We start from the raw sequence: 20,202 nt of genomic DNA, 5'->3' as shown, positions 1-20,202 counted from the left end.
TTGGCGATCCTGAGCCCGTTCCGCCGCGTGCCTGCGCTCACCGTCAAGCGGTCGCATCTCCTCAGCGACGTCGCCACCGTGGTAACCCAGGCAGCCTTGCCGCTCCGCGGCCCGCGCGGTCACGCCGCCCGGCCCGCTCGGCCAGTTCCTGCAGCAGGGCCGCGAGCGCCCCCGCCTCCCGCTCGTGCTGCCGCGCGGCCCCGGCTACAGCCGCCGGGTGCTGGCCATCCTGCGTTATCTCGACGCGTGAGCACGCCGTGGATGCCAGAGCGTCTCCCCCGAGATGGCGAGAGCCGGGCGGATCAGGCCTCCAGGGCGCTGCCCTTCTGCCACTTGCTGAACGGCATCTGCCAGAAGCCCCAGCCGTTGTTCCACTCCAGTGCCCGGTCGGTGCCGACGATCTTGACGACGTCGCCCCGGTGGAAGTTGTCGTAGAACCACTTGGCGTCGCTGGGGTGGGCGTTGATGCATCCGTGGCTCACGTTGGCCCGGCCCTGCGAGCCGACCGACCACGGTGCGCCGTGGACGTACTCGCCGCTGTTGGAGATGCGGACGGCGTGGTTGACGACCTCCTTGTAGTACCCGGGGTCGCCCTCCTTCTTCCCGGGAGAGATCATCGTGACCGGGTTGCCGCGTTCCATGGTCAGGTGGACGCCGCTGGTGGTGGTGTACTCGCGGGTGGTCGCCTTGCCGGCGCTGATCTTCATGGTCTTCACGACCTTGCCGTCGCGCCGGACCACCATCATGTGGGTCCTGGTGCTGACCGAGCTGATCCAGGCCGCGCCGATCTTGATGGTCGTGCTGTGGTCCTCGACGCCGTAAGTGTCCTGCCCGGCCTTCACCCCGGTCAGGTGCGCGGTGAACTTGACCTTCTGGTGCGCGGGCCAGTACTTGGCCGTCCGGTAGATGACGAACTTGTCGTCGACCCACCGCCAGGCGCCCTTGACCGGCTTCTCCGCGTCCACTTCGAGGGCCTGCTCCACGGCGGCCTTGTCCCGCACCGGCGCGTTGAACCTCACCATGATCGGCATGCCGACGCCGACGGTCTCCCCCTTGATGCCGGGGGTGACGTCCACGACCTCGAGCCCGACCTTGGGCTTGAGCGTGGTGAAGCGGCTGGTCGCGGTCGCGGGGCCGCCCTCGCCGGTGGCCTTGGCCGACACCGTGTACCTGGCGGAGGGCTTGAGCGGCTGCTTGGATGTCCACTTGGTGTGGCCGGCGTCGAACTCGCCCTCGAGCGTCTCGCCGCCCGCCTGGACCGTGACCTCCTCCAGTTGGCCGTTGGCGGCGGTGACGACCACGGTCTTGTCGGGACGCACCTTGGCGCTGCCCGTCGCGGGGCTGATCGTGATGGCGGGAGCCGGGACGGCGGGCGCGGCGGCGCCGCCGCCGGAGTCCCCGGTTCCGCCGCCCGACGAGCCTGGCGCGCCCGATCCACCGGAACACGCCGACAGAGCCGCGGTCAACGTGACGGCGACTGCGGCGATCGGCCACCTCGAACGACTACCAGTGCTCAGCACAACTACTACTCCCCCATGAGCGCGAAGGGCACCATAAGACCTTATTCGGGGTTGCCTCTTATGTTGTCATTTTCTCCTGCGCTAAGGTCACATTTCGGTCGCTTCTCCGGTGGAGTCGTCTCTGTTGACGGTAAGGTGCGGGTCAAGACTGATCAAGCACCCAGTCAGCATCCGCCGTGGCGAGGGCCTGCACGTCCGCGTACGACGGGAGGCCGGCGGGGATGTCCCCGCCTCCGGCGACCGCCCGGGCGGTCTCGGCCACCGCGTGCAGGGCGGCCCGCAGGAGCAGCGACCCGGTGCTGATCCGCCGGACGCCGAGCGCGGCCAGACCCGCGACCGTGTGGCGGCCGGGCAGGAACAGCACGTTGAGCGGCAGGTCGACCGCCTCTGCCAGCGCCCGTACGTCGTCGTCGCCTGCCACCCCGGGAACGAACGTCCCGTCGGCCCCGGCCTCGGCGAAGGCCCGCTGCCGGGCGAGGGTCTCCCGCAGGTCCCCGGCGCCCAGCCAGTAGGTGTCGGTGCGGGCGTTGACGAACAGCTCCGGCGCCCGCGCCTTGACCGCCGCGATCGTCTCGCACCGCTCGCCGAGGTCCGCCAGTGTGCCGTCCGGCCGGCCGTCCTCGATGTTGACGCCCGCCACGCCCAGGGCGGCCAGGTGGGCGGCGATCTCGGCCACCCCCTCCGGCGTGTCCGCGAAGCCGCCCTCGATGTCCACCGACACCGGGCACGGCAGCCCGGCCAGCCGCCGGGCCAGCGCCAGCGTCTCCGCCGCGGTGTCGCCGGTCGCGTCGGGCTTGCCCGCCGCCGCGGCGACGCCGAGGCTCGTGGTGCCGATCGCGGCGAACCCGGCGGCGGCCAGCACGGCCGCCGAGGCGTGGTCCCAGGCGTTGGGCAGCACCAGGGGGCGCTCGGCATGATGGAGCGCCCGGAATGTCGCGGCGTGCGTGCTCATCGGTGTCCTTCCGTTGTGTCGGGGTCGTGCAGGCAGAGCCGGGCGGGCACCCGCAGGTTCGGCGACGGCTCGTACGAGAGCTCGGGGTCGGCGAGCCGGTGGGCGGCCGCGGCTTCCACGATGCCCGCGGCCAGGGCGAGCGCGGCGGCCTGCCCCGGGCAGGGCCTGATGCCGTCGCCGAAGCCCAGGTGCCTGCCACCGAAGCGCAGGTGCTCGCCGCCGCCCCGCTGCCGGAAGCGGGCCGGGTCGAAGCGGTGCGGGTCGGGGAAGACCTCGGGGTCCCGGTTGGCCGCGGCCAGATCCAGCACGAGGACGGCCCCCGCGGGCACGGGGACTCCCCCTGCCGTGGGGTCCTCGGCCGCCACCCGGCGCGTGAGCCGTACGGGCGGGTCCCACCGCAGGGTCTCGGCCAGCAGCGCCTCGACCGGCCACCGCAGGGCCAGCTCGGCGGGCATGCGCGTCACGGCGGCGAGGGCGTTGCCCACCAGGCCGGCGGTGGCGTCACACGCCTGCACCAGCACCCCCGCCACGGCGGCCAGCAGGCGCGGCTCGGGCGCGTCCCCTCCGCCGAGCGCGGCCGCCAGCACGGCCACCGCCGCGTCGGCCGCGCCCCCGGCTGGCGTCGCGGCGGAAACGGCGGACAGGTGGTAGGCGGCGGCCATGGCCCGCACCGCGGCGACGACCTCCTCCCGCCGCTCCTCCGGGACGCCGAGCCGCGTGGCGAGGACCCCGACCGGGACGCGGCGCGCGATCGTGGCCATCACGTCGACGGGTGCCCCGCCCGCCAGTTCGGCGCGCGTCCGCTCCCGGGCCTCGCGGCGCAGCCGTGCGGGGTCCAGGGCGTCGAGCGACTCCAGCACGCGCGCGCGGCGGCGGGCGTGCTCGGCCCCGTTGCTGAACCTGCTGACCGCTCCCCGCAGCCAGGCCATCCCCGGCCCCGAACCCGTTCCGGGCGGCGCGGCGGGCGCGGCCGGGACGAGGAACCGGGGATCGGCGAGCACGGCGCGCACGTCCGCGTACCGGGTAAGCCGCCGTTCCCGTACGGCGGGCGGATCTGCTGTCATCGGTCGCCGGGGGCGCGTGGAGGCCGCCCCCTTCACCCCTTTCGTGGTGGTCGTCGCCTCCCAGGCAGGTTAGAGCCGTGATCCTTCGGCACCGGTCGAACGATGAACGTTTCATGTCCGGGCATGCTGTGCGCGGCTTGTGGGTCTTTGGGCCTTTTCAAGGGTCGCCGCGCGGGTTATCACAGGGCGAGAGGGCGAATGTGATCTCCCGTCCTTCCGAGCGCGATCCACGGCTCCACCGACGTACGGGTTCCACGCGCCGGGTCACCGGCGTCGACATCTGCACGCCCACTGGGCACCACCGCGATGGAGGACGGCATGCGCCTGTTACGGACCGTGGTCACTCGATTACTCCTGTTGTGCGCGATGGTCGCCGCGGGCGCCGTCGCCGGGGCGGGGGCCGCCAACGCGGCCGTCCCCGACGTGTGGGGATTCGCCTACGTCAACGTGACCTCCGGTGTGCCGAGCATGGCCCACCAGGCGGGCAGCTGGGCGGCCGGGAACGTGTCGGTCTCACCCGGCGTTCCCGGTGAGTTTTTCGTGCGGTTCCCCCAGATCGGCATTCGCGGCGGCGTCGCGCATGTGACGGCGGTCTCGCAGGCGGCCGAGTGGTGCCAGCTGGAGAAATGGGGACAGAGCGGCTCGGACGAGATCGTGGCGGTGCGGTGCTACCGGTACGGCGGAGGCCCCGCTCCCGACGCGCGGTTCACCATCGTCTTCGCCTCCAGCAGCGGGCCGCTGGCCTCGGCGACCCAGGCGTTCGGCTACGTCCACTCGGACGGCAGGTCCATCGTCTCCGACTACAACTCCTCACTCGCCGCCAACACCGTCGTCCACGACGCCACCGGCGTGTGGACGGTGACGATGCCCGGCCTCGGCGCGACCTCTCCGGCGGGCAACATCCAGGTCACCGCGGTCGACTCGGGCTCGCCGGCGCGGTGCAAGGTGGGCGACTGGAGCTGGTCGGCGGGTGCGCAGAAGTTCCGGGTGCTGTGCCACAACGCGACCACCGCGCTGCGCGACACCGGCTGGACCCTCACCTACCAGCGTGAACGTGCCATCACCGGCGCCGCCGCACCGCCGAGGTTCTTCGCCTACACCTTCGACCACACCCCGGGCAACGCCGGACCGTACGCGCCGGCCCCCGCCGGGATCAACTTCAACAACGCGGGGGCGGTCAACACGGTGCAGTCGGCCGGGCTCGGCCTGCGCCTGGTGCGCTTCCCCGCGGTCGGATCGCCGCCCGACGACGTCCAGGTGACTGCGTTCGGAGCCGGCCCCGGGTTCTGCAACCTGCTCACGGTGTGGGGCGTGTCGGGTTCGGAGGCCGTGGTCCGCGACGTGGCCTGCTACAGCGGCGGCGTGCGGGCCGCCCAGCAGGCGTTCGTGACCTACACCTCCAAGTACTGACATCACCCCCCGGCCGGGGCGGGCCGGGCGGTGGCGGGGCGGCGCGGTTCGCGTCCCCTGTCACCGGACCGACTACCACCACCGGACCGACTGTCACCGGACCGACTGTCACCGGACCGGCGACCGGGCACGACCCGCCGGGCCATCCCCGGCGGGGCCTCTCGCACGACCTGTCATGGAGGACAGATGCGCCTGTTACGAAAAGTGGTCACTCGAATTCTTCTGCTGTGTGCGATGGTCGCCGCGGGCGCCACCGCCGGGGCGGGGGCCGCCAACGCGGCCGTTCCCGACGTGTGGGGGTTCGCCTACGTCGACGTCACCTCCGGCGTGCCGAACCTGGCCTACCAGGCGGGCAGCTGGGGGGCCGGGCCGACGGTCAGCGTCACGCCCGGCGGCACGGGTGAGTACTTCGTGCGCTTCCCGAAGATCGGCATCCCCAAGGGCGGGATCGCGCACGTCACCGCGATCTCGCAGGCGGCCGAGTGGTGCCAGATCGAGAAGTGGGGGCAGTCCGGCTCGGACGAGATCGTGGCGGTGCGGTGCTACCGGTACGGCGGCACCCCCGTCAAGGCGCGGTTCTCGATCGTCTTCGCCAGCAGCAGCGGGGCGCTGGCCTCGGCGTCCCAGGCGTACGGCTACGTCTACTGGGACGGCGGATCCATCGCCTCCGACTACAACTCCGCGCTCGGCGTGAACGCCGTCTTCCCCAACACGACCGGCGACTGGACCGTCTGGCTGCCCGGGCTCGGCTCCGCCGTGCAGGCGGGCAACATCCAGGTCACCGCGGTCGACTCCGGCAAGCCGGCGCGCTGCAAGGTGGGCGCCTGGAGCTGGGCGCCGTCGGGGCAGAAGATCCAGGTGCTGTGCCACGACGTGTCCGACAAGCCGTACGACACCGGCTGGACCCTCACCTACCAGCGCGAGCGGGCGATCACCGGGGCGTACGCGCCGCCGAAGCTGTTCGCCTACACCTTCGACAACGTCCCGGCCAACCCCGGCCCGTACGCGCCCGCCCCCGCGGGGATCAACTACAACTCCCAGAGCGGGATCAACACGGTGCGGACGGCCGGGCCCGGCATGCGCCTGGCGTTCTTCCCCAGGGTCGGAGTGACGCCCAACAACGTGCAGGTGACGGCGTACGGCCCCGGGCCGGAGTTCTGCAACCTGCTCACGCTGTGGACGACCTACGGGTCCGACGTCTACGTGCGTGACGTGGTCTGCTACAAGGGCACCACCCAGGTGGACCAGCCCTCGTTCGTGACCTACGTCTCCGCGTACTGACGGCACCCGCCCGCCGGGCGGGCCGGGCGGTGGCAGGGTGGCGCGGCCCGCGCCCCCTGCCGCCGATGGCCGGGCACGACCCGCCGGGCCACCGCCGGCGCGGCCTCTCCCCCGACCACAGCATCACCTGTCATGGAGGACACGTGCTCCTGTTACGCAACGTGGTCATCCGGATACTGCTGATGTGCGCGGTCGTCGCGGCGGCGACCGTCGCCGGGGCGGGGGCCGCAAACGCGGCCGTCCCCGACGTGTGGGGATTCGCCTTCGTCAACACGACCTCCGGCGTGCCGAGCCCGGCCTACCAGGCGGGCAGCTGGGCGCCCGGGCCGACGGTCAGCGTCACCTCCGGCGGCTCCGGTGAGTACTTCGTGCGCTTCCCGAAGATCGGCATCCCCAGGGGCGGGGTCGCGCACGTGACCGCCATCTCGCAGTCGCCGGAATGGTGCCAGATCGAGAAGTGGTGGCAGGACGGCCCGGACGAGGTCGTGGCGGTGCGGTGCACGCTGTACGGCGGCGGGCACCACGCGCAGACGTTGTTCTCCGTCGTCTTCGCCTCCAGCAGCGGGGCGCTGGCCTCGGCGTCCCAGGCGTACGGCTACGTCTACTGGGACGGCGGATCCATCGCCTCCCACTACAACTCGGCGCTCGCCACCAACTCCGTCGCCCACACGGGCACCGGGGCCTGGACGGTCGTGCTGCCCGGGCTCGGCTCGGCCGCGCAGGCGGGCAACATCCAGGTCACCGCGGTCGACTCGGGCCGGGCGGCGCGGTGCAAGGTCGGGGCCTGGGACTGGTCCAAGGACGCCCAGAAGATCCGGGTGCTGTGCCACGACGCGACCGATGTGCCGCTCGACACCGGCTGGACCCTCACCTACCAGCGGCAGCGGGCGATCATGGGGGCGGCGGTGCCGCCGAAGTACTTCGCATACACCTTCGACAACGACCCGTCCAACCCCGGGCCGTACGCGCCCGCCCCCGCCGGGGTCAACTACAACTACACCGGTGCGGTCAACACCCTGACGAGGACCGTGACCGGCCGGCGCTGGGTGGCGTTCCCCTCGGTCGGGGTGCTGCCCAGCAACGTGCAGGTCACCGCGTACGGCTCCGGGCCGGAGTTCTGCAACCTGGTGACGTTGTGGGTCACGGCGGGCTCCGACGTCCACGTCCGCGACGTCTTCTGCTACCGGGGGAACGTCAAGGTCGACTCCCCGTCGCTGGTGACCTACACCTCGCAGTACTGACGCGGCCGGGGCGGGCGCGCCGGCCAGGACCCGCGGATCAGGGCACACGGATCAGGGCACACGGATCAGGGCACACGGATCAGGGCACACGGATCAGGGCACGCGGATCAGGGCACGCGGAGGCGGTGGGTCAGCCCCGTGTGGCGGCGGCCCGCCCCCCGCGTGCGCACCGCCTGGCCGAGCGCCCGCCGCGACCCGACGACGACCACGAGCTTCTTGGCCCGGGTGATGGCGGTGTAGAGCAGGTTGCGCTGCAGCATCATCCAGGCGCTGGTGGCCAGCGGGATGACCACCGCCGGATACTCGCTGCCCTGGGAGCGGTGGATGCTGACCGCGTAGGCGTGGGCGAGTTCGTCGAGCTCGTCGAAGGAGTAGTCGACGTTCTCGTCCTCGTCGGTGAGCACGGTCAGCTTGCTCTCCTCGGGGGTGATGGCGGTGACCACGCCGACCGTGCCGTTGAACACCCCCGCCGCGCCCTTGTCGTAGTTGTTGCGCAGCTGGGTGACCTTGTCTCCGACGCGGAAGACCCGCCCGCCGTACCGGCGCTCGGGCATGCCCTCCCGGGCGGGGGTCAGCGCCTCCTGCAGGGCGATGTTCAGCGCTCCCGCGCCGGCCGCGCCGCGGTGCATGGGCGCGAGCACCTGGACGTCCCTGCGCGGGTTGAGGCCGAACTTCCTCGGGATCCGCCGGGCCACCACGTCCACGGTCAGGGCGGCGATCTCCTCGGGTTCCTCGCAGGGGAACAGGAAGAAGTCGGGGAACTCGCGCACCAGCGGCTGCTGTCCGGTGTTGACGCGGTGGGCGTTGACGACCACGCCGGACTCCTGCGCCTGACGGAAGATCTGCGTCAGTCGCACCCGGGGGATGGCGGGGGCGGCCAGCAGGTCGCGCAGCACCTCTCCGGCGCCGACCGAGGGAAGCTGGTCGACGTCGCCGACGAACAGCAGGTGCGCTCCCGGGGCGACGGCCTTGGCGAGCTTGTTGGCCAGCAGCAGGTCGAGCATGGACGCCTCGTCCACCACGACCAGGTCGGCGTCGAGGGGGTTGTCGCGGTCGAAGGTGGCGTCCCCGCCGGGGCGCAGCTGGAGCAGCCGGTGCACGGTCGTCGCCTCGTGCCCGGTCAGCTCCGCCAGCCGCTTGGCCGCGCGGCCGGTCGGGGCGGCCAGGATGACCTTGGCCCGCTTCGCGCGGGCGAGGGTCACCACCGAGCGCACGGTGAAGCTCTTGCCGCAGCCGGGGCCGCCGGTCAGCACCGCGACCTTCTCGGTCAGCGCGAGCCGTACGGCCTGGGCCTGCTCGGGCGCGAGGTCGGCGCCGGTCCGGCCGCGCAGCCAGTCGAGGGCGGCCGGCCAGTCGACGTCGGTGAACGCGCCGAGCCGGTCGTGCCCGGCGTTCAGCAGGGTGCGCAGCGTGCCGGCCAGCGACAGCTCGGCGCGGTGGAAGGGGACGAGGTAGATCGCGGGGACGGTGCTGTCGCCGTCGTCCCCGTTCTGCTCGCCGTTCCCTCTGGCCGGGATCTCCTCGCGGACCACGCCCTCCTCGGCGACCAGCTCCTCCAGGCAGGCCGTGGTCAGGTCGGCCGGCACCTCCAGGATCTTCACGGCGTCGGCGACCAGATTGGGCGCGGGCAGGAAGCAGTGGCCGTCGTCGGCGGCCTGGGAGAGCGTGTAGCGCAGCCCGGCCTTGACCCGCTCGGGGCTGTCGTGCGGGATGCCCACGGCCTGCGCGATGGTGTCGGCCGTCTTGAAGCCGATGCCCCACACGTCGTCGGCGAGGCGGTAGGGCTCCTTGCGGACCACGTCGATGGAGTCCTCGCCGTACTGCTTGAAGATGCGCACGGCGATGGAGGTGGACACCCCGACGCCCTGCAGGAAGATCATCACCTCCTTGATGATCTTCTGCTCCTCCCAGGCCGCGGCGATCATCTTGGTCCGTTTCGGCCCGAGGCCGGGGACCTCGACCAGCCGCTTCGGCTCCTCCTCGATGACCCGCAGCGTGTCGGTGCCGAAGTGGTCCACGATCCGCTCGGCCATCTTCGGGCCGATGCCCTTGATCAGGCCGGAGCCGAGGTAACGCTGGATGCCCTGGATCGTCGCCGGCAGGACGGTGGTGTACGACCAGACCTCGAACTGCCTGCCGTACTTGGGGTGGGAGCCCCAGCGACCGGTGAGACGCAGCGACTCCCCCACCTGCGCCCCGAGCAGGGGCCCGACGACGGTCAGCAAATCGGTGCCCGACCGTTCGGTGGCGACCCTGGCGATCGTGTAGCCGGTCTCCTCGTTGGCATACGTGATCCGCTCCAGTACGGCGTCGAGCTGCACGCCGGGCGGCCTGCCCGCGGCGCCTCCGGGAGGATTCGTCATGGGTCGCATTGTCTCCCACCCGGCGGGGCCCGCCCGACCGTGACCGGCCGGGTGGGGACGGGGCCGCCCCCGGCCTCGCAGGGGCCGGGGGCGGCGTTTCCGCGGGTGCTACCCGGTGAAGTCCGCGGCGTGGTCGCGGGCCCAGGTGGCGAAGGTGCGGGGAGCGTGGCCGGTGACCTGCTCGACGACGTCGGTCAGGGGCACGGGGCGGCCGTCGTTGCCCCGCCAGTAGGCGAGCAGGGCGTCGGCGTACGGACCGGGGATGTAGCCGGCCATCTCCTTCTTCCACTCCCCGGGGGTGACGTGGCCGACGGTGATGGGCCGCCCGACGACCTCGGCGAGCCGCTCGATCTGTTCGGTGAACGTGAGGCTCTCCGGGCCGGTCGGATGCAGGCACCGGCCCTGGTGGCGTGGGTCGGTGAGCACGGTGAAGGCCACCTCGGCGAGGTCCCGTTCGTGGATGGGGTCGGTGTGCGAGCCCGGGTAGGGCAGGTTCACCGGGTTGCCGGCCCTGATGGACCAGGCCCAGGCGCCCGCGTTGCCGGCGAAGGAGCCGGGGCGCAGGATCGTGGTGGTCAGCGGCGCGGCGAGCAGCGCGGTCTCGACGTCGAGGTGCGACTTGGCCAGTGGGTCACCGGCCGCGTCGGGGTTCAGCACGCTGGCGGACGACAGCAGGACGACGTGCTCGACGCCGGCCGTGACGGCGGCGTCGGCGAACTCCGCGATGTGCGAGGCCTCGGCGTACAGGAAGACCTCCCTGACGCCGGCGAGGGCGGCCGGGAAGGTCGCGGGATCGGTGAGGTCGCAGGTGACGGCGGTGACGCCGTCCGGCACGCGCAGCCGGCCGGGGTCGCTGGAGGCCACGCGTACGACGCGGCCGGCCTGCAGCAGCAGGGTCAGCAGGTGGGTGGCGACCGCGCCGCGGCCTCCGGTGACGAGAATCATGGAAATGCTCCTGTGAACGCTGGGAATGCGGGTGCGGATGCCTTCCGGCAACGGGGAAGGCTCAGCGGGCGTGGGCGACACGGCGCGCGGGCAGCGGGACGCCCGTCGCGCAGGCGGCGGTGACGGCCTCGGCCGGAGGCGCCCACGGCGGTGCCGCGCCGGTCACCGTGGGGCCGGGCGGGTCGAACACACCGGGGGCGGACGCCGACGGGAAGATCGCCCATCTGGGCGGAGACTGGGGTGCGGACATGGCGAGGCAGACTCTCCACTGAGAGATCCAGACAGCCTGTGCTGAGGCTGTCGTGCCGGCCGGATGTCCCGGCACGCTCGGGAACGAGCGCCGCACCTTACGATCAAGAAAGTACCACGGCCTGGCGGCTCCGCGGACGGACGCAGGTCGTGCACCGATGAGGTTCCCGCGCCGCGCCCGTCTGTATGTGTGAGATCGACTCACGGGAGGCTGGCACTATGCGGAAACTGGTCTTCGGAATGAACGTGACCCTGGACGGCTACATCGCCGCGATCGGTGACGACATCGGCTGGGGCGGAGGGGACGGTCCGGACTCATCGCCGAGCGCCGAGCTGTTCCAGTGGTGGTACGACCAGATGCGGGCGAGCGAGCTGTCGCTGTACGGGCGCAAGCTGTGGGAGGCGATGAGCTCCCACTGGCCGACCGGCGATCAGCGGCCCGACGCGACCTTGGCGGAGATCCAGTTCGCGCGCCTCTGGCGGGACATGCCGAAGGTGGTGTTCTCGTCGACGATCGACAAGGTCGACTGGAACACCCGCCTGGTCACCGGCGACGCGGTCGCCGAGATCGCCCGGCTCAGGGCGGAGGACGGCGGTCCGATGGACATCGGCGGTGCGACGCTCGCCGGGGCGGCCATGCGAGCCGGGCTCATCGACGAGTACGCGCTGGTCACCGTACCGGTCCTGGTGGGCGGCGGCACGCCGTTCTTCACCGCGCTGGACAGCTGGGTGAACCTGAACCTGGTCGAGACGCGGACATTTCCCGGCGGCGTGGTGATGACCCGGTACGAGACGAGGCGATGAAGGAGCCTCCTTTCTTCGGACACGAAGACGCCCCGCCGGCGATGTCGGCGGGGCGGGGGTGGTCCGCTGGTCGGGGTGCTCGCTCCGCGGGGACTCCGGCGACGCCGGGGCGTGCGCTGGACTCGTCGACGATGAGGGCTTGTCCGATCACAGCGTCGCGGGCAGGGCCAGCCATGGTTTGTCGGTGGCGTCGAATCCGGTGAGTTCGGCGATCTCGCCGTCGACGATGTGCAGGACCGCGATGGTGAACAACCGGTATTCCGGGTCGTCGGGGGTGCGGAGGTACAGCGCGGCGGCAGGCATGCGGTTGAGCGTGGTGGCGGTGCAGCGCCAGTCGTCGTGGCCGCGCTGGAAGAGCCCACCGGAGACCCAGCCGTCCACCGCCTCCTTGGCCGTGACGGTCAAGGTGCCCGGGTCGGGCAGCATCGTGAAGCGCAGGTCGTCGCGCAGCAGGGCCGTCAGGCCGTCGAGGTCGTTGCGCTCATGGGCGTCCATATACGACCTCACCACGCCGCGCTCGTCATCCGACAGCTCGTGCGTGGCAGGGCTGCGCCAGTCGAGGCGGCGGTCGGGCAGCCGCTCGCGCATCGTCACGCGCGCCCGCTGCAGTGCGCTGGTCACCGATGCGACGGTCAGATCGAGGGCGTCGGCGGCCTTCGACGCCGGCCAGCCGAGGACGTCGCGCAAGACGAACACCGCCCGCTGCCGCGGCGGCAGGTGCTGGACGGCGACGATGAACGCCAGCTCGACCGTCTCCCGCGCCACCGCCGATTCCTGCGGGTCCTCCGGGAGCATCCGGTCCGGGTAGGGCTGCAGGTAGTGCACCTCCGCGCCCGCGCCGGGCAGCTCGGCAGGGACGGGTGTGCGGTCGTTGCGCTTGTCCAGGTAATCGAGGCAGGCGTTCGTCGCGATCCGGTACAGCCAGGTGCGCAGCGCGGCGTGACCCTTGAACGACTCCCGTTTGTTCCACGCCCGCAGGAACGTTTCCTGCGTCATGTCCTGGGCATCCTCGTAGTTCGCGAGCATCCGGTAGCAGTGCACCTGCAGCTCACGCCGGTAGCGCTCCGTGCTGAGCGCGAACTGTGCCGCGTCGTTCGAGCGGGCCGCCGCGATGAACGCGGCCCCCTCGTCGTCTGGCGATCTGGCGTCAGTCATGGTCGTCAATCCTTTCGCGGGTGGCGAGGAGCTACCAGAACCGACGACGCGGCGGAGGATTTCTGAGCGGTAGCCGCTGCACCGGCCGTAGCCCTCCAGCCCCCGGCTGATCACGGTGGCACGATCGCAGACCTGCCTGAACAGCCCACGACGAGGGCCCTGACCGCCGGAACTCCTCACGCGTCTGCGCCGGCTCGCCCGCCGATACACCCGCGCGACCATCCGCTAGCGGGGCAGGCGCAGTCCTGCGATGAGGATCCCGGCCATCCGGCGCGCGTCGTAGTGGGGATCGCTGTCCGCGCCGATGCAGAGGTTCCCGACGCCGCGCATGAGCTCGATGGCCTCGATGTCGGAGCGGATCTCACCGGCGGCGGCCGCGGCGTCGAGCAACTCGGCGCACACGGGCACGAGCCGGTCGAGGAAGTAGGCGTGCAGCGTCTCGAAGCCTGCGCTGTCGGAGCGCAGCACGGCGGCCAGGCCGTGCTTGGTGACCAGGAAGTCGGCGAAGAGGTCGATCCATCGCCCGAGCGCGACGTACGGAGTCTCGCCGGCCGCCAGCAGGGCCGGCCCGGCCTCGGCGCACGCCTCGACCTGGTGCCGGTAGACGGCGATGATGAGGTCCGCCCGCGTCGGGAAGTGGCGGTAGATCGTGGCCGTCCCGACGCCGGCCTTGGCCGCGATGTCGCGGACCGGGGCGTCCACACCCGAGGTCACGAAGACCGCGGCGGCCGCGTCGAGCAGGGCCTTCTCGTTGCGCCGGGCGTCCGCCCGCCTGGGCCGGGCCGCATGCCCCGCGCCCGGGTCGTTGTCGTTCATCGCGTCGTTCCCTCCGCCGCCGGGCTTGCTAAACGGGACGTTGTTCCGTATCGTCAAACGGGACGCCGTCCCGCTTGTTCATACTGCCAGATCAGCGGCCCGGTCACCAAGAGCACGCCGTCATGGCTCAGTCGCGTCGCGATACGCCGTGCGTGCCCGCCTTCTCCCCCTGTCGGCGCCGAAAGGACCGAATACCCCGATGCACTCCACTTCCCCGCCCCGTTTCGGGATCATGACCGCTCCGCAGCAGGTCGGCTACCACGACGTCCTGCGGGTCTGGCGCGAGGCCGACACGATCCCCCAGATCGAGCACGCGTGGCTGTTCGATCACCTCATGCCGATCGGCGGCGACCCGGACGGGCCGGCCTACGAAGGCTGGACGCTGCTGTCGGCGCTCGCCGCGCAGACCCGCCGGCTGCGCCTCGGCGTGCTCGTGACCAGCAACCGCTTCCGGCCGCCGGCGATGCTCGCCAAGATCGCCGCGACCGTCGACGAGGTCTCCGGCGGGCGGCTCGACTTCGGCATCGGCGCCGGTTCGCGGCCGGGCCACCCTCTGGCCCGCCGCGAGTACGACGCACACGGCCTGCCCTTCCACGACGCCGCCCACGCCGCGGAGAGCCTCGCCGAGGCATGCGCGGTCATCCGGCGGTTGTGGACCGAGACCGAACCGTTCGACTTCCACGGCGCCCACGTCCGGCTCACCGGAGCGTTCTGCAATCCCAAGCCCGTCCAGCGCCCCCACCCGCCGATCCTCATCGGCGGGCGCTCGAGCCCGACGCTGCGCGTGGTCGCCGAGCACGCCGACATCTGGAACATCCCCGGCGGCGGCGACATCCACGACGTCGCCGGTCGCAGCGCCCTGCTGGACCGCTACTGCGCCGAGATCGGCCGCGACCCCGCCTCCATCACCCGCTCGATCCACCTGCCCGTCTCCTACGACCGGCCCGCCGTGACCCGGGACGCGATCGGCGAGGCACTCGACGCCGGATTCCGGCACATCGTCCTCGGACTGCCGGCGCCCTATCCCAGCGGCGTCGCACGGTGGGCCGCCGGCGAACTCATCCCCGCAGACAACCGAAGGAGCATCCTGTGAACGAAACGCTCATGACCATCGGCGCACCCACCCCGGTCGTCTCGGTGAAGCCGGTGGCGCTGCCGGCTCCCGGCCGCGGCCAGGACCTGCACGTACGCGTGTCCGCGCCCACGACCGGGCACGAGCTGCCGGTCGTCGTCTTCTCGCACGGCTTCGGCGAGTCGCTCGACGGCTACGCCCCCCTGGCCGACTTCTGGACCGCGCACGGCTTCACGGTGATCCAGCCCACCCACCTCGACTCCAGGACGCTGAGCCTTCCCCCCGACGCCCCCCGTACGCCGCTCATCTGGCGGTCGCGGGTCGAGGACCTCAGGCGCGTTCTCGACCGGCTCGACCTGCTGGAGCACGCCGTCCCCGGCCTCGCCGGGCGGCTCGACCGCGGCCGCATCGCCGTCGCCGGGCACTCCTGGGGCGCCCAGACGGCGAGCATGCTGCTGGGCGCGCGGGTCCTCGGTCCCGACGGCGAGCCGGGAGAGGACATGGCCGACCCGCGGATCAAAGCAGGCGTGCTGCTCGCCGTACCCGGCAGGGGCGGCGCGGACCTGACCGCGTTCGCCGCCGAGCACTTCCCGTTCATGAACCCGGGCTTCGCGGAGATGACCACACCGGCCCTCGTGGTCGCGGGAGACAAGGACCAGTCCCTGCTGTCCGCACGCGGACCGGACTGGTTCACCGACGCCTACCACATGAGCCCCGGCGGCAAGAGCCTGCTGACGTTGCCGGGAGCCGAACACTCGCTCGGCGGGATCTCCGGATACAACGTCACGGAGACGACCGACGAGAGCCCCGAACGCGTCGCCCTGCTCCAGAGGGTCACGTGGGCCTACCTGCGCCACGCCCTGGGGATCGAGGATTCCGCGTGGTCGGCGGCGCGCACGGCCCTGGCGGACGGCGGCCATCCGCTGGGCCGGATCGAATCCCGGTGAATCCCCGCCGCGTACGACCGAACCGAGTATCTTGCACTGGCTAACTTAGCTTGCTAAGTTAGCTTCATGGAACGGAACCTCAGCCTCAACCTGCACGTGCTCACCGCCCGGCTGGACCGCGCCGCCGACCGGATCCTCCGGGCGGAGCACGACATCTCCTACAGCCGCTTCCTGGCGCTGACCCTGGTGGGCGAACTGGGGGCGTCGACGCAGCGGACCCTCGCCGACTATCTCGGCGTGACCGAGCCGTCGGTGAGCCGCATGACGGGCGTCCTCGCCGCCGACGGCCTCCTCGACGTTCAGCCCGACCCCGGCGGGGGGAACCGCCGGCGGCTGAGCCTCACCGACGAGGGGAAGCGGCGGGTGGCCTCCATCCGGCAGGAGTTCGAGGACCGGCTGGCCGCGGTCGTCGCGGAGAGCGGCGTGCCGTACGCCGAGTACGCCGAGCACACCGCGCGGCTGCTGGCGACGTTCGACCGGCTGGAGCGGGAGGCGGGCAAGTGAGCCGGGACATCGACACCACGCCCTTACGCCGGCACACGGCCGTCTCGGCCGACGGCACGGCGATCGCCTACCGGACGCTCGGCGCGGGCCCCGCTCTCATCCTGCTCGGCGGCAATCTCAAGACCTCCGAGGACTACCTGCCGCTGGCCTCCTCGCTGGCCCGCTCCTTCACGGTGCACGTCGTCGACCGGCGCGGACGCGGCGACAGCGGCCCTCAGGGACCCGGCTACTCCCTGGCCAAGGAAGTGGAGGACCTGCGGGCCGTCCAGGAGGCGACGGGGGCGCGCCTGGCCTTCGGGCACAGCTACGGCGGGCTCGTCATCCTCGAGACCGCGCGGTCGTTCCCGCTGTTCGACCGCATCGCCGTCTACGAGCCCGGAGTGCCCTGCGCACCCGTCCCCACCGCATGGATGGCGCCCTTCCGGGAACGGCTGGCCGCGGGTGACGACTACGGGGCGTTCATCCACTTCATCCAGGGGTCGGGCGGCGCACCGGACTTCATGACCAAGCTGCCGCACTGGTATCTGCGGGCGGTCTTCCGCATCGCCTTCCGCGGCGCGGCCTGGCAGCGGATGCGGCCCCTGCTCGGCGCCTGCCTGGCCGAACACGAGCAGCTCGCCGCGCAGTACGGCCGGCTCCCCGAGTTCGCGGACGTCGCCGCCCCGGTGCTGATCCTGGTGGGCGGCCGCAGCAAGCCCGCGCACCGGGAGGAGTTCTCCACGCTGGCCGGCACCCTTCCCAGCGCCGTGCTGCGCACCGTCGACGGCCTCGACCACATGGGGCCCTCGGAGCGCAAAGCGGCCCCCGCGGTGGCCGAACGGGCGCTGCCCTTCCTCCTGTGACGAGCCGCGCGGCTCCCCGCGTCTGTCCATCCGGAACGGGGCATGGCCTGGGCCGTCTCCGGGCCGCCGGGACGGCGGGACGCTAACCTGGTGCGGGTCACGGAAAGGGGACGACCGGAATGGTGCTGGAGGGGACGGCCCGAGCGCTGCTGCGCAGGCTGGCGGTCGAGCAGGCGGAGGCGCGGGTGCCGTCGCTGGTGGCGGCGATCGTGCGGGGCGGCGAGATCGCCTGGTTCGGGGCGCGCGGCCGGGTGGACGGCGAACCGCCCACCCGCGAGACCCAGTACCGCATCGGATCCATCACCAAGACCCTCGTGGCGACCGTCGTCATGCGACTGCGCGACGAGGGCAGGCTCGACCTGCTGGACCCCCTGGACAAGCACGTGCCCGGCACGCCGCTGGGCGACGTCACGGTCGCCCAGCTGCTGTCCCACAGCGGCGGGCTGACCGCGGAGTCGCCCGGCCAGTGGTGGGAGCGCACCCCGGGCGTGCCGGTGGGCGACCTGGTCGCCGCGCTCGGTCCCGAGTCCGCCCGGCACCGGCCCGGCCGCCGCTACCACTACTCCAACCTCGGATTCGCCCTGCTCGGCGAGCTGGTCGCGCGCAAGCGGTCGACGCCGTGGGACGAGGCCGTACGCGAGGAGGTCCTCGAGCCGCTCGGCATGCGCGACACCACCCCGCGCCCCCGGGCGCCGCACGCCACCGGGTACGCCGTGCACCCCTGGGCCGACGCGCTGCTGCCCGAGCCCGAGAACGACCACGGCGCCATGGCCCCCGCCGGCCAGTTGTGGACCACCACCGCCGACCTGGCCCGATGGGCGGCCTTCATCGGCGGCGACACCGGCGACGTGCTGCGCCCGGCCACGCTCGCCGAGATGCGCGAGCCGGCCGTCGTCGAGGACGGCGACATCTGGGTGCGCGGCTACGGGCTGGGTCTGCAGCTCGTCCGGCACGTCGGCCCCGGCGGCCCGCGCCGGCTGGCCGGACACAGCGGGTCGATGCCCGGCTTCCTCGCGAGTGTGTGGGCCGACCCCGCCGACGGCGTGGCCGTGCTGTGGATGGCCAACACCACCTCGGGCATGCGCAACCTCGACACCGCCCTGCTGGACATCCTGGCCGAGCACGAGCCGCCGCTGCCGGCCGAATGGTCGCCCTCCCCGGTGGACGAGGACCTGCTGGAGCTGACCGGGCCGTGGTACTGGGGCCCCACGCCGTACGTGGTGCGGGTCCTGCCGCACCGGGGGCTGTCGGTTACCCCGGTGAGCGGGCAGGGCCGGGCCTCCCGGTTCGTCCCCCAGGCCGACGGCACCTGGCTCGGGCTCGACGGCTACTACGCCGGGGAGACCCTGCGGGTGGTCCGCTCCCCCGGCGGGGTGACCCACCTGGACCTCAATACGTTCGTCTTCACGCGTGAGCCGTACGACCCGCAGGCCCCGGTGCCGGGCGGGGTCGACCCGGCCGGCTGGCGGTGACCGGTCAGGTGGCGGTCAGCGCGACCGTCGGCGACAGGCGGGCGGCGCGCATCGCCGGGTAGAGACCGGCGAGGGTGCCGACGACGAGCGTCGCGCCGACCGCGCCGGCGAACGCCCAAGCCGGGACCACCGGCGGCCAGCCGCGCGACAGCGCGTAGCCGGCGGTGACCAGGCCGCCGAGCGCCGCACCCGCGGTCCCGCCGAGCACCGACAGCAGCAGCGACTCCGCGAGGAACTGCAGGCGCACCTGCCCTCGGGTGGCGCCCAGCGAGCGGCGCAGGCCGATCTCCCTGCGCCGCTCCAACACCGAGATCACCATCGTGTTGGCCACGCCGACCCCGCCGACCAGCAGCGCGACCGCGCCCAGGCCGAGCAGCAGGCCGGTGAACGCGCTCGCGGCCGCCGCCCGGGCCGCCAGCGCGTCCGAGGGCCTGCTGACGGTGACCTGCTCCGGGTTCTCCGGGTTGACCGTGCGCGGCAGCACCGCCCGCACGGCCTCCACCGCCTCCTCCGCGGACCGCTCGTAGATCGTCGTCGGGTGGCCGTCGAAGCCCAGGTACTTCCGCGCGGCCGGGAATCCGACGAGTGCCGAGCGCTCGATCTCCGGGGCGAGCGGCATCGGGCCCAGGACGCCGGTGACGGTGAACCACCGCTCGCCCATCCAGACCTGCACGCCGGTCCGGGTGACGCCGAGACGTTCCGCCGCCTTGGCGCCGAGCACGACGGCGGGCCGCGCCTCGGTGGCGGCGTTCAGCCAGGCGCCCGTGACCACCCTGCCCTCCAGGGTGGTGAGCAGGTCGGCGGTGGCGGCCTGGACGGCGATGCCACCGGTCACGGCCTTGGGGATGCGGTCGGTGCGCCTGATCGTGGTGTCGACCGAGCCGGTGGCCGAGGCGGTGCGGACCGGCCCGATGCGCCGGACCATGTCGAGCGCCTCGACCGGCAGCGCGGCCTCCTCTCCGAAGACCGTCTGCCCGGGCGTGACCGTGAGCAGGTTGGTGCCGAGCCGGTCGAGCTCGCGCAGCAACTGCTCCCGGGACGAGGACGAGACGCCCAGTACGGCGATCATGGTGGCGATGCCGATGGCGATGCCCAGCGCGGACAGCACCACCCGGGCGGGACGGGTGCGCAGCGCGGCCACCCCGGTCCGCAGGACGTCGGACGGCGCTAGCCTGGCGGGAGTCAGCCTCTGACCGGTCATCGTGGTGCTCCCTTCGCCGCCGCTCCGGGCTCGTCCGTCGTCTCGCGCTCGGGCGCCGTTGCGGGGGTGGACGCCGTCTTGAGGGTGGGCGCCGTCTTGGGGATGGGCCCGGGTTCGCGGCACCCGGCGCCGGCCCCGGGGTCGCCGACGACGAGGCCGTCGCGTACGCGCACCTGCCGGGGGCACCACGCGGCGATCTCGGGATCGTGGGTGATGACCGCGATCGTGGTGCCGGCGGCGTGCAGGTCGCGCAGGACCCCCAGCACCTCGGCGCCCGCCGCCGAGTCCAGGTTGCCGGTCGGCTCGTCGGCCAGCAGCAGCGGCGGGTCGCCCGCCACCGCGCGGGCCACCGCGACCCGCTGCT

18 protein-coding genes and 1 pseudogene are annotated in these 20,202 nt (G+C 72.6%); 9 read left to right on the top strand and 10 right to left on the bottom strand.

Features of this window, described 5'->3' with window-relative positions; genetic code table 11:
- Positions 1-302: 302 nt before the first annotated feature.
- From AB0J39_RS11620 to AB0J39_RS11610, 3 genes are all read right to left on the bottom strand, one after another.
- Positions 303-1,466 carry an Ig-like domain-containing protein gene (locus AB0J39_RS11620; RefSeq protein ID WP_363463401.1) on the bottom strand — a complete coding sequence of 388 codons (1,164 nt, stop codon included), beginning with the start codon at positions 1,464-1,466 and terminating at the stop codon, positions 303-305.
- A gap of 196 nt (positions 1,467-1,662) precedes the next feature.
- On the bottom strand, positions 1,663-2,472 hold the full coding sequence (locus AB0J39_RS11615) for an isocitrate lyase/phosphoenolpyruvate mutase family protein (protein WP_363463399.1): 810 nt from the start codon (positions 2,470-2,472) through the stop codon (positions 1,663-1,665).
- Positions 2,469-3,536: a cytochrome P450 gene (locus AB0J39_RS11610; protein WP_363463397.1), complete on the bottom strand. Its 1,068-nt coding sequence runs from the start codon at positions 3,534-3,536 to the stop codon at positions 2,469-2,471. The genes AB0J39_RS11615 and AB0J39_RS11610 overlap by 4 nt, the downstream gene beginning before the upstream one ends.
- Before the next feature lie 318 nt (positions 3,537-3,854).
- On the opposite strand from AB0J39_RS11610, the gene AB0J39_RS11605 reads away from it, so the two are divergent.
- From AB0J39_RS11605 to AB0J39_RS11595, 3 genes are all read left to right on the top strand, one after another.
- Positions 3,855-4,946, top strand: coding sequence for a hypothetical protein (locus AB0J39_RS11605; RefSeq protein WP_363463395.1), 1,092 nt, complete (start codon positions 3,855-3,857; stop codon positions 4,944-4,946).
- Between the two features lie 186 nt (positions 4,947-5,132).
- Positions 5,133-6,227, top strand: coding sequence for a hypothetical protein (locus AB0J39_RS11600; RefSeq protein ID WP_363463394.1), 1,095 nt, complete (start codon positions 5,133-5,135; stop codon positions 6,225-6,227).
- 143 nt (positions 6,228-6,370) lie between these two features.
- Positions 6,371-7,468 carry a hypothetical protein gene (locus tag AB0J39_RS11595; RefSeq protein ID WP_363463393.1) on the top strand — a complete coding sequence of 366 codons (1,098 nt, stop codon included), beginning with the start codon at positions 6,371-6,373 and terminating at the stop codon, positions 7,466-7,468.
- Positions 7,469-7,575: 107 nt separating this feature from the next.
- On the opposite strand, the gene AB0J39_RS11590 is transcribed toward AB0J39_RS11595, so the two are convergent.
- The 3 genes from AB0J39_RS11590 to AB0J39_RS11580 form a co-directional block, all read right to left on the bottom strand.
- Complete coding sequence (locus AB0J39_RS11590; RefSeq protein WP_363463391.1) at positions 7,576-9,831, bottom strand: ATP-dependent RecD-like DNA helicase; 2,256 nt, start codon at positions 9,829-9,831, stop codon at positions 7,576-7,578.
- A gap of 108 nt (positions 9,832-9,939) precedes the next feature.
- Positions 9,940-10,776 (bottom strand): NAD(P)H-binding protein, encoded by an 837-nt coding sequence (locus AB0J39_RS11585; protein WP_363463390.1) that lies wholly within the window; start codon positions 10,774-10,776, stop codon positions 9,940-9,942.
- A 61-nt stretch (positions 10,777-10,837) separates the two neighbouring features.
- On the bottom strand, positions 10,838-11,026 hold the full coding sequence (locus AB0J39_RS11580; RefSeq protein WP_363463388.1) for a hypothetical protein: 189 nt from the start codon (positions 11,024-11,026) through the stop codon (positions 10,838-10,840).
- A gap of 218 nt (positions 11,027-11,244) precedes the next feature.
- Here AB0J39_RS11580 and AB0J39_RS11575 point away from each other — a divergent pair, with 218 nt between their 5' ends.
- Entirely contained in the window at positions 11,245-11,829 is a 585-nt protein-coding gene (locus AB0J39_RS11575) for a dihydrofolate reductase family protein (protein ID WP_363463386.1), read from the top strand.
- A gap of 147 nt (positions 11,830-11,976) precedes the next feature.
- On the opposite strand, the gene AB0J39_RS11570 is transcribed toward AB0J39_RS11575, so the two are convergent.
- Positions 11,977-12,984 (bottom strand): RNA polymerase subunit sigma-70, encoded by a 1,008-nt coding sequence (locus AB0J39_RS11570; RefSeq protein WP_363463384.1) that lies wholly within the window; start codon positions 12,982-12,984, stop codon positions 11,977-11,979.
- A 225-nt stretch (positions 12,985-13,209) separates the two neighbouring features.
- Entirely contained in the window at positions 13,210-13,800 is a 591-nt protein-coding gene (locus AB0J39_RS11565; protein ID WP_363463383.1) for a helix-turn-helix domain-containing protein, read from the bottom strand.
- A 199-nt stretch (positions 13,801-13,999) separates the two neighbouring features.
- Between AB0J39_RS11565 and AB0J39_RS11560 the strand changes: the two genes are divergently transcribed.
- The 5 genes from AB0J39_RS11560 (at position 14,000) to AB0J39_RS11540 (ending at position 18,637) form a co-directional block, all read left to right on the top strand.
- On the top strand, positions 14,000-14,893 hold the full coding sequence (locus AB0J39_RS11560) for an LLM class flavin-dependent oxidoreductase (RefSeq protein WP_363463381.1): 894 nt from the start codon (positions 14,000-14,002) through the stop codon (positions 14,891-14,893).
- Positions 14,894-14,904: 11 nt separating this feature from the next.
- Positions 14,905-15,819 carry a chlorophyllase gene (locus AB0J39_RS11555; RefSeq protein ID WP_363463461.1) on the top strand — a complete coding sequence of 305 codons (915 nt, stop codon included), beginning with the start codon at positions 14,905-14,907 and terminating at the stop codon, positions 15,817-15,819.
- A 66-nt stretch (positions 15,820-15,885) separates the two neighbouring features.
- Positions 15,886-16,323, top strand: coding sequence for a MarR family transcriptional regulator (locus AB0J39_RS11550; RefSeq protein ID WP_363463379.1), 438 nt, complete (start codon positions 15,886-15,888; stop codon positions 16,321-16,323).
- A complete protein-coding gene (locus AB0J39_RS11545; RefSeq protein ID WP_363463377.1) occupies positions 16,320-17,165 on the top strand; it encodes an alpha/beta hydrolase in 846 nt (281 codons plus the stop codon). The genes AB0J39_RS11550 and AB0J39_RS11545 overlap by 4 nt, the downstream gene beginning before the upstream one ends.
- A gap of 119 nt (positions 17,166-17,284) precedes the next feature.
- Positions 17,285-18,637 (top strand): serine hydrolase domain-containing protein, encoded by a 1,353-nt coding sequence (locus AB0J39_RS11540; RefSeq protein ID WP_363463375.1) that lies wholly within the window; start codon positions 17,285-17,287, stop codon positions 18,635-18,637.
- 4 nt (positions 18,638-18,641) lie between these two features.
- Here AB0J39_RS11540 and AB0J39_RS11535 read toward each other — a convergent pair whose 3' ends face one another.
- Both AB0J39_RS11535 and AB0J39_RS11530 read right to left on the bottom strand, forming a co-directional pair.
- The gene (locus tag AB0J39_RS11535; protein ID WP_363463373.1) at positions 18,642-19,838 is read right to left on the bottom strand and encodes an ABC transporter permease; all 1,197 of its coding nucleotides are present in this window, start codon (positions 19,836-19,838) and stop codon (positions 18,642-18,644) included.
- A pseudogene (locus AB0J39_RS11530) lies at positions 19,835-20,202 on the bottom strand (ABC transporter ATP-binding protein); the annotation flags it as partial. The pseudogene AB0J39_RS11530 and the gene AB0J39_RS11535, both read right to left, overlap by 4 nt.

It is taken from the genome of Microbispora sp. NPDC049633 (assembly GCF_040675265.1).
Lineage (GTDB): Bacteria > Actinomycetota > Actinomycetes > Streptosporangiales > Streptosporangiaceae > Microbispora > Microbispora maris.
The sequence above is the reverse complement of the archived record's forward strand: the minus strand, read 5'-3'. Positions and strand labels throughout refer to the sequence as shown.